At 40.1% G+C, this 11,848-nt stretch carries 17 protein-coding genes and 2 riboswitches; of the genes, 5 read left to right on the top strand and 12 right to left on the bottom strand.

All coding sequences use genetic code 11. The annotated features are described in order from the left end of the window. Positions 1-4: 4 nt before the first annotated feature. The gene (gene gcvT / locus EBQ12_RS14240) at positions 5-1,102 is read right to left on the bottom strand and encodes a glycine cleavage system aminomethyltransferase GcvT (protein ID WP_125590435.1); all 1,098 of its coding nucleotides are present in this window, start codon (positions 1,100-1,102) and stop codon (positions 5-7) included. 104 nt (positions 1,103-1,206) lie between these two features. Beyond that, positions 1,207-1,302, bottom strand: a riboswitch (glycine riboswitch). Between the two features lie 3 nt (positions 1,303-1,305). Continuing rightward, positions 1,306-1,413, bottom strand: a riboswitch (glycine riboswitch). A 250-nt stretch (positions 1,414-1,663) separates the two neighbouring features. Between gcvT and EBQ12_RS14235 the strand changes: the two genes are divergently transcribed. The 4 genes from EBQ12_RS14235 (at position 1,664) to sinR (ending at position 4,864) form a co-directional block, all read left to right on the top strand. After that, the gene (locus EBQ12_RS14235) at positions 1,664-3,334 is read left to right on the top strand and encodes a DEAD/DEAH box helicase (RefSeq protein ID WP_125590434.1); all 1,671 of its coding nucleotides are present in this window, start codon (positions 1,664-1,666) and stop codon (positions 3,332-3,334) included. A gap of 14 nt (positions 3,335-3,348) precedes the next feature. Further along, positions 3,349-4,146 carry a YqhG family protein gene (locus tag EBQ12_RS14230; RefSeq protein ID WP_017367588.1) on the top strand — a complete coding sequence of 266 codons (798 nt, stop codon included), beginning with the start codon at positions 3,349-3,351 and terminating at the stop codon, positions 4,144-4,146. Between the two features lie 184 nt (positions 4,147-4,330). Then, positions 4,331-4,495 carry an anti-repressor SinI family protein gene (locus EBQ12_RS14225; protein WP_008342197.1) on the top strand — a complete coding sequence of 55 codons (165 nt, stop codon included), beginning with the start codon at positions 4,331-4,333 and terminating at the stop codon, positions 4,493-4,495. Between the two features lie 33 nt (positions 4,496-4,528). After that, positions 4,529-4,864 carry a transcriptional regulator SinR gene (gene sinR, locus EBQ12_RS14220; RefSeq protein WP_017357978.1) on the top strand — a complete coding sequence of 112 codons (336 nt, stop codon included), beginning with the start codon at positions 4,529-4,531 and terminating at the stop codon, positions 4,862-4,864. 67 nt (positions 4,865-4,931) lie between these two features. On the opposite strand, the gene tasA is transcribed toward sinR, so the two are convergent. Genes tasA through tapA form a run of 3 tightly spaced genes read right to left on the bottom strand, consistent with a single transcriptional unit; the run spans position 4,932 to position 6,940 of the window. Further along, positions 4,932-5,732: a biofilm matrix protein TasA gene (tasA, locus tag EBQ12_RS14215; RefSeq protein WP_008342195.1), complete on the bottom strand. Its 801-nt coding sequence runs from the start codon at positions 5,730-5,732 to the stop codon at positions 4,932-4,934. A 58-nt stretch (positions 5,733-5,790) separates the two neighbouring features. Then, the gene (gene sipW / locus EBQ12_RS14210; RefSeq protein WP_125590433.1) at positions 5,791-6,363 is read right to left on the bottom strand and encodes a signal peptidase I SipW; all 573 of its coding nucleotides are present in this window, start codon (positions 6,361-6,363) and stop codon (positions 5,791-5,793) included. A gap of 49 nt (positions 6,364-6,412) precedes the next feature. Further along, complete coding sequence (tapA, locus tag EBQ12_RS14205) at positions 6,413-6,940, bottom strand: amyloid fiber anchoring/assembly protein TapA (RefSeq protein ID WP_041091748.1); 528 nt, start codon at positions 6,938-6,940, stop codon at positions 6,413-6,415. Between the two features lie 252 nt (positions 6,941-7,192). On the opposite strand from tapA, the gene EBQ12_RS14200 reads away from it, so the two are divergent. After that, positions 7,193-7,519, top strand: coding sequence for a DUF3889 domain-containing protein (locus EBQ12_RS14200; RefSeq protein WP_019743005.1), 327 nt, complete (start codon positions 7,193-7,195; stop codon positions 7,517-7,519). 34 nt (positions 7,520-7,553) lie between these two features. On the opposite strand, the gene EBQ12_RS14195 is transcribed toward EBQ12_RS14200, so the two are convergent. Genes EBQ12_RS14195 through comGA form a run of 8 tightly spaced genes read right to left on the bottom strand, consistent with a single transcriptional unit; the run spans position 7,554 to position 11,761 of the window. Continuing rightward, a complete protein-coding gene (locus tag EBQ12_RS14195; RefSeq protein WP_008360237.1) occupies positions 7,554-7,742 on the bottom strand; it encodes a YqzE family protein in 189 nt (62 codons plus the stop codon). A gap of 60 nt (positions 7,743-7,802) precedes the next feature. Beyond that, entirely contained in the window at positions 7,803-8,186 is a 384-nt protein-coding gene (locus EBQ12_RS14190; RefSeq protein WP_125590432.1) for a competence type IV pilus minor pilin ComGG, read from the bottom strand. Beyond that, positions 8,183-8,680: a competence type IV pilus minor pilin ComGF gene (gene comGF, locus EBQ12_RS14185; protein ID WP_125590430.1), complete on the bottom strand. Its 498-nt coding sequence runs from the start codon at positions 8,678-8,680 to the stop codon at positions 8,183-8,185. Before comGF ends, EBQ12_RS14190 begins: the two co-directional genes overlap by 4 nt. After that, positions 8,622-8,936 (bottom strand): competence type IV pilus minor pilin ComGE, encoded by a 315-nt coding sequence (comGE, locus tag EBQ12_RS14180; RefSeq protein ID WP_007501227.1) that lies wholly within the window; start codon positions 8,934-8,936, stop codon positions 8,622-8,624. The genes comGF and comGE overlap by 59 nt, the downstream gene beginning before the upstream one ends. Beyond that, entirely contained in the window at positions 8,920-9,366 is a 447-nt protein-coding gene (gene comGD, locus EBQ12_RS14175) for a competence type IV pilus minor pilin ComGD (protein WP_125590428.1), read from the bottom strand. The genes comGE and comGD overlap by 17 nt, the downstream gene beginning before the upstream one ends. Beyond that, positions 9,359-9,652, bottom strand: coding sequence for a competence type IV pilus major pilin ComGC (comGC, locus tag EBQ12_RS14170; protein ID WP_008342186.1), 294 nt, complete (start codon positions 9,650-9,652; stop codon positions 9,359-9,361). Before comGC ends, comGD begins: the two co-directional genes overlap by 8 nt. Before the next feature lie 17 nt (positions 9,653-9,669). Then, a complete protein-coding gene (comGB, locus tag EBQ12_RS14165) occupies positions 9,670-10,710 on the bottom strand; it encodes a competence type IV pilus assembly protein ComGB (RefSeq protein WP_079920615.1) in 1,041 nt (346 codons plus the stop codon). Next, positions 10,691-11,761 (bottom strand): competence type IV pilus ATPase ComGA, encoded by a 1,071-nt coding sequence (gene comGA / locus EBQ12_RS14160; protein ID WP_019743634.1) that lies wholly within the window; start codon positions 11,759-11,761, stop codon positions 10,691-10,693. The genes comGB and comGA overlap by 20 nt, the downstream gene beginning before the upstream one ends. Positions 11,762-11,848 lie beyond the last annotated feature (87 nt).

The following is an 11,848-nucleotide window of genomic DNA, read 5'->3' as shown; positions in this document are numbered from 1 at the left end:
CTCGTTATTTGGCTCTTTTATAAAATGGTGTAGCGACGATTTTGGCTTTTAGACGTTTTTTACGAACTTGCACTTCCACTTCTGTCCCAAGCTGCGCCTCTGATGTTTCAATCAAGGCAAGCCCAATATTTTTCTTTAATGTTGGAGATTGTGTACCGGTTGTGACTACACCAATCTGCTTATCTCCTGAGAAGACCGGATAGTCTGTCCGCGGAATCCCCTTATCTATCATTTCAATCCCGACAAGCTTTCGCTTCGGTCCTTCTTCTTTTTGTTTTTTAAGTGCATCTTTTCCGATAAAATCTGCTTCTTTATCCGTTTTAACAGCAAAACCAATGCCGCCTTCTAAAGGAGAAATATCCTTCGTGAGCTCTTGGCCATAAAGCGGGAGTCTTGCTTCAAATCTTAAGGTGTCACGTGCACCGAGTCCACATGGGATCAGTCCTTTCGGCAGTCCGGCTTCTAATAAAGCGGTCCAAAGGTGAACAGCATCTTCTGACTGGCAGTAGATTTCAAAGCCATCTTCTCCTGTGTAGCCGGTTCTTGATACAAGCACCTCTTTTTGCGCAATTATCGCTTTTGATAAAAACGTAAATGGCTTCAGTGATGTTACCTCTTCATCCGCCACATCTTTGATGATGTCAGCAGCAAGAGGTCCTTGAAGGGCTAACAAGGCGGTTTGATCAGAGACATTTTTAATCGAAACATCTTCCTCACCTTGATGTTTCAGCAGCCACTCCACATCTTTTTCAATATTTGAAGCATTGATCACAAGCAAATAGTTGTTCTTTTCTTTTTGGTAGACAAGCAGATCATCCACCGTTCCGCCATCTTCATAACACATGGCTGTATATAGTGCCTTACCGTCTGTCAGCTTTGACAGATCATTGGTTAATAACCTTTGTAAAAAAGGAAGGGCTCCCTGACCTGTGACTTCCACCTCACCCATGTGAGACACGTCAAACAGCCCTGCTTTTGTTCGAACAGCTTCATGTTCTTCTTTAATGGAAGAAAATTGGACAGGTAATTCCCAGCCCCCGAAGTCAATGGTTTTTGCGCCAAACGTTTCATACGCATGAAAAAGCGGTGTTCGTTTCAACATCAATCGTTTCCCCCTTTTTTCTTACAGTGCACATCACAAGCTGAATTTTCAGAAAAAAATCACAGCAAAAAAGGACAGAGCGCTCCCTTTTATCAAAAAGAAGTCTCTGTCCTTGCACCTGAAAGTTTACAGCACAACATCATTGTGCGTTTTCCCCTTTGGTGGTTTGCTAAAAATCGCTGCGCAAACACTCTCCAGAGTTGCGTCCGGTAAGAGTACTTTTGCCTGAGAGATTCACTGAACCAATTCAGCTTGCTCCTTCGGCGCCTGTCAGTGCAAAATAACCGCTAGGTCTCTCCCCATACCATCATCCGCTCATATTCTTCACCTTTATTGGACATACTATCAAAATGGGTGACTTATTCTCTAGATCACTTACCAACATCCTACCATTAGAAATGGATGAAGAGCAACAGAAAAATCATTAACATTTTTAAAATAATCATTCATTATCGTTCGCTTTTATTGATATATAACATCTTTTAAATCGCTATGAAAAAATGAAGCGTTTAAAAACAGAACGATTTTATCATCACTCTACCAGAAAGGCAGGCGGTCACATTGAATATTCAAACGATATTTGATCAAAAATGGGCAAGTGAATTTCAAAAGCGGCTTACAGCAGACGGTCCCTGGGCGAATTGGGATATGTACCGTTTAGCAGCACAAGTACAAAAAGTGACAGCCATTGATTCATTTGAAGGACTGCAAGCACCTGCGCACCTGCCTGCATTTACTCCTTTAAAACACCAGCTCGAAGTCGCTAGAAGAGTCGTAGAAGAGATGAATGGGAAAGCCATTTTAGCAGATGAAGTGGGTCTTGGAAAAACCGTTGAAGCAGGACTGATTATCAAAGAATACATGATTCGCGGACTTGCCAAGAAGATTCTCATTCTCGTACCCGCCTCCCTTGTGTCCCAATGGGTACAAGAACTGCGGACGAAATTTTACATAGATGCTGTCGAGCAAAAGAAGAGCTATGTGTGGGAGCAGTGCGATGTTGTGGTTTCCTCAATTGATACAGCCAAAAGACAGCCACATCGAGATACGATCTTATCCATCTCCTACGATATGGTCATTATTGATGAAGCACACAAACTGAAAAACAATAAAACGAAAAACTATGAGTTTGTGAGAAATTTGAATAAAAAGTTCTGCTTACTGCTCACAGCCACACCTATCCAAAATCGGATAGGAGAAATTTTTAATCTCGTTTCTCTGTTGAAGCCAGGCCATTTAGGTAATGAAACACAGTTTAAAGACCTCTTTGCCAAAAAAGACCTTCAACTTGAGGACCATGACCGGCTAAAACAGTTAGTCAATAAAGTCATGATTCGGAACCGGAGACAAGACACTGGCATCGAATGGTCAAAGCGGCATGTAAAGACGATTTCTATTGATTTCTCCCCGACAGAACAAGCACTATATGATGAAATTTGTAAGTTAAAAGAAAACCCTTCCTATACGAAGCACATGTTTTCAATTATGACCTTAGAACGAGAATGCTGTTCGAGTCGTGAGGCCGTCTATATGACCATTAAAAAAATGCAAGAAGAGGAAAAACACATTCTAGGTGCTTCTGCGATGATGCACATCATGGAGAAAATCAACCAGGTAGAACAAAATTCTAAAGCACTTGAAGTCGTTAAACTCATTCAACAATTAAATGAAAAAGTCATTATCTTCACTGAATACCGTGCGACACAAATTTATTTACAATGGTTTCTCCAACAAAACGGCATCAGTTCGGTTCCTTTTCGAGGCGGGTTTAAACGGAGTAAAAAAGACTGGATGAAAGATTTATTTAGAGAGCGGGCGCAAGTGCTCATTGCAACAGAAGCAGGCGGCGAAGGGATCAACCTTCAGTTTTGCAACCAAATCATCAACTACGACCTCCCGTGGAACCCAATGCGCTTGGAACAAAGAATTGGACGTATTCACCGGCTCGGTCAAGAGCGGGATGTCCACATTTACAATATGGCAACTAGCGGGACAGTTGAAGAACATATTTTAAAACTTTTATATGAAAAAATTCAGCTGTTTGAAAACGTCATTGGTGATCTAGATGATATTTTAACCCGAATTGATATCCAAGATGCTGAAACAGAATTGCATCAAATTCTCTTCCAACACGAGTCTGACGTAGACATGAAAAAGAAATTAACCCAATTTGCTTCCTATTTAAAAGAAGCACAAACACCGCTTTTAGAAGAAAGACAGCAAGGTTCATAAAGGAGAGTTGACCAATGGAGCAGCGCGAGATTCACACATTTCTTCTCCGTTTCTTTCAGGCAAATCAATGCGACATACTTGAAGAAAGTGCAGGACACATGACCGTACAGCTGACAATCGAAATGGATAAATTGATCATGAACCGTCCTTTTTATTGGCATTGGCTCGAAAAAACGGGAGGCGTACCTGAGCCGCGGCAATTGACTTTGATCACTGATCAAAAAAAAGCTGATGACTCGGTCGAAGGAGAATTTGTCCACTTCGGCTCCCCTCGTTTATTCCAAATATTCGAGGTTGTGAAACAGCAAGGCCGTTTTATTCGGCTGTACGAAAAAGTCAGACCGCTCACAAACAGCCAGATCGCGCTGGAGCCGTGGCTTGGTCTCAATGTCAAAATATCCTATCTGGCAGACCGTAAAAAAGACAAACTGCTGTCTCTTGGACTTCATCTAATACGCGGAGAAGTCATCGAACAATTTCAAGAGAAGCTGGAAGCGCGTGAGCTATCGTCTCAAATTCCTGATTATTGCTTCACAATGAGTACGATGATTAAGCCAGAGAGCGGCGTCAAACGGCTTTACAGCCTGATGGAACGTTATGCCAATGAAGAGCCGGATGATTGGGCGGTAAGAGCTGTTCAAAAGTGGAAAGAAGACTCGGAACTTTTAAACCAATTTTATGAAGGGACTTCAGACACATCTGTAGAATATGAAATAGAAAGACAAGCACTTAAAACTTTATACGAACCAAAAATCAGTCTTACGATTGAAAATGGCGGACTTTTTTACTTACAGCAAAAAAGAGGAGGCTGACTTAGCGAGTCTCCCTCCCTTTCATGTGATATCAAATTTTCGATCAATCAAAAGCAACGTTTGTCTGTTTGTATTGGGCGGAAACATGACGCAAGCAATCTATGAGGTCTTATCACCTGTGTTTTTCCATTTCATGCGTTAAGTGCCTGAAATACACGATTCAGTATTTTAGGAGGGTATTTGTATGGAAAAGAAAACGAAGTTATTAGACAGTGAATGGGTTCAATTATTACGCGAAGCGCGCAAAGCAGGACTAACAGTAGAAGAAGTCCGTCATTTTCTCAAATCACGCGAAAAGTCCTCTGAGTCTCCCCCTATGGCAAGAAGTCATTCTATCAAACCTTTCTGAATGTGCTATAATATCGAAAGGAAGGTGATGACATTGATTGGCCAGCGTATTAAACAATACCGCAATGAAAAAGGCTACTCACTATCAGAACTGGCCGAAAAGGCTGGGGTAGCGAAGTCTTATTTAAGTTCAATAGAAAGAAACTTGCAAACAAACCCCTCCATTCAATTTCTTGAAAAAGTCTCCGCTGTTCTGGACGTCTCGGTTCATACACTGTTAAACGAAAATGATGAAACCGAATACGATGGTCAATTAGATAGTGAATGGGAAAAACTAGTTCGAGATGCAATGACATCAGGGGTTTCGAAAAAGCAATTTCGTGAATTTTTAGATTATCAAATCTGGAAAAAAAAGCAAGAAGAGGAGTAATGCGCATATTTTAGCGCATACTCCTCCAATTGCTATGCAGATCTTGTTATCAGTCTAAAGACTGACTTTATTTTTTATCTTCGCTGTGTGCTTTTTCGTTTTCTTTCACGTAGCCTTTTTCATCCGTATGCTTTTTTGGATTGATCGTTAAACCATTCCACTGAGTCGCTTCGAAGGAAAGATCAACTTGAATCGCATCGCCTTGGTATTTATTTTGGATATAGTTACCCGCTTTATCCTTCGTCTGGTCATTGACAAATTCAATGATCATTTCCATTTTATCGTAATCAAACGGATTCTTTGGAATGCCGTCATACTCTGGAGCTGTTGATCCATCAACGGTGGCAACATTAATTTTACCACTTTCATGTAAAAACTTCTCATCGACGGCATGACGAAGCTTTTCAAATGCGGTCTGATCCTGCTTTGACGTTAATAGATGCAGGTCAAGCAGGTTTGCATGGTCTAAAATAATATTTTTCGGGTATCCATTCCCACCTTCGGCTCCAACCGTTAGAACACTCACCTGAAATTGGCTGAGGAATTCTTCAGCTGTATTCTTCCCGCCATTTTTCGCTGATGTTCCATCTTGAAACTGGCTATAATCAAGACTCATCAGGACTTGATTAATTGCAAGAGACCCTTTATTTTCAAAATTAAATTCCTTCTTTATACGGTCACCGGGTTTTATGTTCGCAAGGTTGATGGCGCCGGAATTCTCTTTTGCAGATAGATTCAGCTCTCCTGTAGAGTAGACCGCGTTTGCCGTCTCAACATCATTAAATGCAGCCCACGTTCCCCCTCCAATTAAAGCAAGACCTAATGCTCCTGATAAAACACCTAAACGAATTGATTTTTTCATTGCCATGATTGAACCCCCTAATAAATTGTTTTATTGAAACCTGATTTAGGTTACAAACGAAAATTTATGCTTGTTCCTCTGACATATGTAACTCAGCCGTATGTCTTCTATGTTTGGCAGCACCAACAAAATGAATGGTTGAATAAACAAGCAGCATCACCCCTGGAATAATGAGCAAAAGAGCGGTCCCAGCAGAAGTTCCTGCATACGAAAGAAGCTTTCCTGCATAAGGAATGTTCACGCCCGTATACTGCGCAGTCACTTGATTCGCTTTGACGAGCGTGCCGTCTTGATACATATTGTGGTCTCCTTTTGTCTCAAAGGCTTTATTTACTCCTTTTCCTTTCACCCCAACAATGCGGTGAGTCACAAAGGATTGGTCTTGCTTCGTTTGAAACGTAATAATATCCCCTTTTTTGAGTGTTTCAGGTGAGGTGACATGTTTCACGACAATCAATGAACCAGTCGAAAATTCAGGTTCCATTGATCCAGATAATACTTGCTTGATCTCATAACCAAAAATCTGAGGATCTCCTCCTGTTGTTCTTGATGACAACACGACAATAATACACACAATCATCATCGTGAAGACCAGCGCGTAAACAATACTCCCAGACATTTTCATCCACTTTTTCATACCTTTCTCCCCTTTACATATCATGTTTCATTCAAAAGACTAGTCCCCTTTAGGACACCTTTTCTTGACAATTCGAAAGCTGCATATGTTGAGACGTAAAGAATGGCTTTTCAGAACCACCAAACCCTTTAGGATAATAGATTTTAAACACATAGATTCCATTTGTTTTTGCTTTACCTGACGTGACAGTCGTCGTTTCTTCTGATGAGAGGGACTGTATAGCACCTTTTTCAATAACATGGCCATCTTGTAATGGCATCTGAACACTCTCTACTTTATGTAGTTCCCACTTCCATTCAGAGTGCGCGATGGGTTGTCCAATATTTTTTAGTGACATGCTCAGCTTTTGAGGCGCACAGACTGTCCCCTCAATGATCGTTTGATCGATCAGTTTCAAATGGCTTCTATCCCATTTCTTCGGCTGGCAATGCTGATCTGTCTCTTCGAAATTTTCACATGTTTTCATGACAAAATTCGAATGCTCAACATCGTTAAAAGAAGCATTAGTAGACGTAATAAAAAAAGAAGTGAAAATCAAACAAATAGCACAAAATAGTACAAAGAGCGGCTGTTTCATTGAATCTTTCAACTCCTTGAACAATTGTTCTTTAAAAAGAACGATTACACTCAGTATAAGGAATTACCTATAAAATCCAAAACGTCAAATTAGTCCATTTTGTTCTTAAACAAGAACATTACCGAGAAAATTCTTCCATTTTCTCATTCTTTCGCCATATTCAATATTTTTTTCTGTGACATTTGTACTTCTTAAAAATTTACATAAAAGTGCAGGATTTGGTCAGGATAATAATTGGTGAGGTGATGTTAGTTGAATTATAGAAGAATCATGATCATGCTCAGTTTACTGTTAAGCCCTTTGATCCAAAGCGCCCATCTAGCGGAGGCAAAAGGAATCACTGTTGCCGCAGATCAATGGGAAACAAGGGCAGTCAAAGAAGCAAAAAAACGGTATCCGTTAGCACATGTTTTATTCAAACAAAAAGTGTGGGATCGGCACCGGGAGAAAGAATCCGTGAAGCAATATCATATTACGTTGAAAGATCAGGCCAAAGAATTTGGGGTATATGTCACCATTTCCTATAACCCTTACTCGAACAAGGTCAATAAAGTCATTGTTGTGGAAGAATACAGCTAAAATGGCATTAAAAAAACCGCCTGCTGGCGGCTTTTTACTTTTGTCGATGACGTTTTTTTAGCATCATTGAAAAGCCAAAAGGCAGAACACCGAATAAACGCTGAGAAAATGGTGGTTTCGTCTCCATTTTTTCCTGTTTATGTTCTTTCCGCTCGTCACGTGGTGTATTCATATATTTAATAATTTCCTGCGTCATATATTTTACATAATCATTTGTCTTCATCGAACACTCACCTCTTCTTCCTTAAAGTGTTACCAAGAATAGTATCGTTTTATACACTCGCTAATAAGTGCTGATCCATTGATTGATTTCTCCTGTCTCCTTATTCATCTCTAGTTCCCGCTCGTCAGTTACACCACCCTTTGTCTCGATGTTAACCAAGAGGCGGACTAGCTTTTTTCTGTCATCACACCCAATTCGCTTCAACGTCACTCGACCTTCTTCTGTGAAAATTGGGCTCAATGGCTGATCACAAATACGATTTAATTTGTTTGCAGCTTCACTTAGACCTAAACGAAATAACTGCTGTTTTTGATAAAAAGAAATCGTGAGCTCTGCACTTTTCAACTCTTTTTGAAGCCCAATGGTCATTGAGCCTAGAATCAATAAAAATAAAAGAATGACAGCAAGTACGTGAGGATAAATAAACCCGTCTTCTCTTTTCACGTTTTAGGAATCACTCCTTTGTAAGTGAAAAAAACAGCTTCATGTACTTGACCAAATACATCTGTGACTTGGAGAGTGGTGGTTTGCTCTTTTGTTCTTACATGGAATTGTTTCACCTTTTGTAATAAAGGGAGATGGCCTGCCTGATCCGTTCGTTTACGAAGCATCTCTTGATACGGCTCAATCGTCACCACTCGCCCTTGATTAGAAATATACTCCAGTGCTGTTCCATTTTTCATCGCTCTTACAGCGACAGCACAATTTAGATCCTCCTCTAATTGCAGGACCGTTTGTTTCCACTCCATTTGCGAAAATTTGTTGATTTCTGCAAACGGATGAGCTTTTTCAACAATTGATAAAAGCAGCATGCAGCCAAAAGAAAGCAGCAAAAATAGCTGCAATTGCCATATTGCTTGAGCGAGTGTAAAGCCTTGTTCATCGCTCCAAATGTCGAAAGCAAATCGTCTTCTTTTTTTGTACTTTGTATGAAACACATCCCTTCTCCTGACCCCAAATGAATTCATATGTGATCTCGCCTCGTTTCTTTGTACTTGATTCATTTTGACCTTCTATAAAAGCTTTATTCATATACTCATGTAAAATTTGATAAGCTTCCAGTTTGGCTCTTAATTCTTCTTTCCCTATTGTCAGTTTTTCAAAGGATGGCACGAGCACAAGAGCAGCAAATAGAAAGAGGTGGCAAGAAAAGAGCATCTCAAACGTACTAAATCCTTTATTGTTGCTGAACATGAATCCGCCCGCTCCCTAAGTAAATCGTGAGTTTATATATTTGACTGCCAAATTGAACAATGAGAGAACCGCCGCTATTTGGATGTCCGTTTTTATTAAAGTGAAGGCCTTTTTGAAATGTGGATTGCTTGATGGTGCCTTTTTTATGTGGATTAGAAGCAATGATCTGCTCACTATTCTGCTCGATGACTTGATAAGATACATTGGTCGGGTGAAACTCAACAGTTACTCGTGTTTTTTTAATAAATGCAGTATAAGATGCCAATTGAAGATCTTTTTTTAGCAAGTTCACTTGCTTTTTTGCTTCAGCACTTTCTAATATTTTGGGAACTTTTCCACCTATTATCGATAATAAGATAGAGAAAATCATGACGATCAAGAGCTGCTCAATGAGTGTAAATCCTTTCTCCTGGAAAAGCGATTTATTCATTTTTCACATCCCCATTTTGAATGAAAATTGCCTTTCCATTCGGACAAGTTAATCCCTTTTTGACATAGCCTTCTTTTTCTAATTCAGCTAAAGATGGCGTCTTGCCATCATGCTCTAATTCATATGCCATTACCTGTGTACTCACCATTGATTTCAGCCCTTCACAGCCCTTTGCTTGAATGCTTTGATGATGCCGAGTGATATTTGGAATGGTGATCAATAAAAGAATGGAGATCACAAGCATGACAATTAACATTTCTAACAGTGTAAATCCTTTATCATTCATGCCTTTGTCCTCCCTTTTCACACTTGTTCCATTAGTTGATACATTGGTAAAAGAATAGATAAATACACAATGAGTATAAGAAATGCTGTTAAGCCATAGATGACAGGCTGCAGCCATGAAACCCATTTTTCAATTTTCAATTCTGCATTCTCTAAGAGAAATTGACTATATGTGTACATTTCTCTTGCTAGCATCCCACTTGCTTCCCCATGCTTAATGACAGCCGCAAAATGCCTTTCGAAAAAAGGAGACCGGCTTATTTGATGTTCCATACTCTCACCTTTTCTTAACTCTCCTATCATTTGTTCAGACATTTCTTGAAGGAAGGGTAAATAGGTCTGCTGTTTAAAAGCTTGCAAACTTTCGTAAATCGATAACCCAGCTTGAAGAAGTCCGCTTAGCTGAAGGGAAAAAAGATACGTATGCATCAGCTGCACCCCTTTAAATACCACCGGCAGCCTGCTGATGACTTTCAGTTTCTCAAGGGTCGATTTTTTCTTAAAAAAGAGCTCATAATATCCAAAAAGACAGATACATATACAACCGATCATGAGCAGCAAAGCGTGTAGGAATTGGAAGAGGCCAAACATTCCTTGAATGAGCCATGACATGCTTGTATTCATAGATGAATATAATAAAGAAAATTGAGGAACGATCATTTGCTGAACAATGATGAGCACAACAAAAACCGTAAACATAAGAAAAATCGGATATCGTAACATACGCTTGAATGTGTCTACCTGCATGATTTTTTTCTCTAGAAATCGGGCGCTTTGTTCAAGAGCTCGCGCTAGGCTGCCATGTTTCTCTGAAAAACAAAGAATAGCGACGGCTTCCCGCTGAAAATGAAGTCGCTCAAGTACAACGTAAAAAGGCTCCCCTTCAAGCAGCCACTGAATGCCTGGCGTTAATCGCTGTTGCTGTTTTTTTGATAACTGAATATTCACCATCGTTAATGCCTCAACCAATGTATATCCGGCTTGAATCAATTGAGCCAGTTTCGATAAGAATTCAGCTTGTTCTTTTTTAGACCAGGCTTTAGAGGTTCGCTTCTTCATAAACCCAGCGATGATATGTGCTTTTTGATAAATAGCCGAGTGCCACTCCTTTCCGAATTAATCTTTGCAGTGTTTCGTATGACGAATGAGCGTACTCTCCTTTTGCCTCTTTGATACACTCACCAAGCTCCTTTCCGTAAAGCAATTCAAATACATTTGTTCGTCTGACTGACCGATTTAGTTTGCAATAAAGCTCACACGTTTCGCCGCAAAATGGACATGCGAGTTCGATTAACCGCTGAGCAGCAATGGCAACCATTGTTTGTTCGAGTTCATTCATCGTCACACCAAATTCGAGCATTCGATAAAGAGCTCCTTTTGCATTCTTTGCGTGCAGTGTGCTCATGACTAAATGACCTGTCAAAGCTGCTCTAATAGCTGTTCTCGCTGTTTCCGCATCTCTTATTTCTCCAAGCACAATCATATCTGGATCATGTCTTAAAATAGCGCGTAAACCTGCCGCATACGTGATACCAGCTTTTTCATTTACTTGAACCTGCAGCACTTCTTCATTTCTTGTTTCCACAGGATCTTCAAGGGTAATAATATTTCGATTAAAATGTTTTTTGGCAAACTGGATCAATGAATAAAGTGTTGTCGTTTTCCCTGAATTTGTTGGTCCAGTAAATAAAATGAGCCCATGCGAATGATTCAGAAACGATAATAATCTCGCTGAAGCCTTCGGGAACAGTGACAAATACTTTGTTTTCGGCACATGATCCTGCGGTAAAATCCGAATCACTAAACTTTCATCATTTACAGTCGGTAATGTAGAAAGCCGAACAAACACTTGACCGCGTCTTAACATCACAGCCAATGATCCATTTTGTGGTCTCCTTCTTTCACCAATATCCATAGAAGATAAAAATTTGAAATGAGCAATGAGCCGCTCTCCGCTCTTTTTGTCAATGATCCGCTGCTGAATGAGGTCAGCGTCTACACGAAAAGAGACTGAAGCTTCCTTTTCTCTCGGAACAATATGCACATCAGATGCTCTCATGCGGCACGCCTCTTCTAGCAGCTCTTGCCCCAAATATTCAATGCCATACAAGGGTGTTCACTCCTTTCAGTGACCATATTGTATGATGGTGGAACGTGCCTGACAAAAACGTATTTCATGATTTTCATGACTGAAGAG

The sequence above is a fragment of the Bacillus sp. 2B09 genome (assembly GCF_003946835.1).
Classification (GTDB): Bacteria; Bacillota; Bacilli; order Bacillales; family Bacillaceae; genus Bacillus; species Bacillus altitudinis.
Note: the sequence above shows the minus strand (reverse complement) of the source record. Positions and strands in the feature narration are given on the sequence as shown.

What these genes read in the sequence shown, in the direction of transcription:
- comGE (WP_007501227.1), bottom strand. Translation starts at nt 8,936, where the DNA reads ATGTTCAGCAACAATAAAGGATTTAGTACGTTTGAGATGCTCTTTTCT.
- gcvT (WP_125590435.1), bottom strand. Translation starts at nt 1,102, where the DNA reads ATGTTGAAACGAACACCGCTTTTTCATGCGTATGAAACGTTTGGCGCA.
- comGD (WP_125590428.1), bottom strand. Translation starts at nt 9,366, where the DNA reads ATGAATAAATCGCTTTTCCAGGAGAAAGGATTTACACTCATTGAGCAG.
- tasA (WP_008342195.1), bottom strand. Translation starts at nt 5,732, where the DNA reads ATGGCAATGAAAAAATCAATTCGTTTAGGTGTTTTATCAGGAGCATTA.
- comGB (WP_079920615.1), bottom strand. Translation starts at nt 10,710, where the DNA reads ATGAAGAAGCGAACCTCTAAAGCCTGGTCTAAAAAAGAACAAGCTGAA.
- sipW (WP_125590433.1), bottom strand. Translation starts at nt 6,363, where the DNA reads ATGAAAAAGTGGATGAAAATGTCTGGGAGTATTGTTTACGCGCTGGTC.
- EBQ12_RS14230 (WP_017367588.1), top strand. Translation starts at nt 3,349, where the DNA reads ATGGAGCAGCGCGAGATTCACACATTTCTTCTCCGTTTCTTTCAGGCA.
- comGC (WP_008342186.1), bottom strand. Translation starts at nt 9,652, where the DNA reads ATGAATGATAAAGGATTTACACTGTTAGAAATGTTAATTGTCATGCTT.
- tapA (WP_041091748.1), bottom strand. Translation starts at nt 6,940, where the DNA reads ATGAAACAGCCGCTCTTTGTACTATTTTGTGCTATTTGTTTGATTTTC.
- EBQ12_RS14195 (WP_008360237.1), bottom strand. Translation starts at nt 7,742, where the DNA reads ATGAAGACAAATGATTATGTAAAATATATGACGCAGGAAATTATTAAA.
- EBQ12_RS14225 (WP_008342197.1), top strand. Translation starts at nt 4,331, where the DNA reads ATGGAAAAGAAAACGAAGTTATTAGACAGTGAATGGGTTCAATTATTA.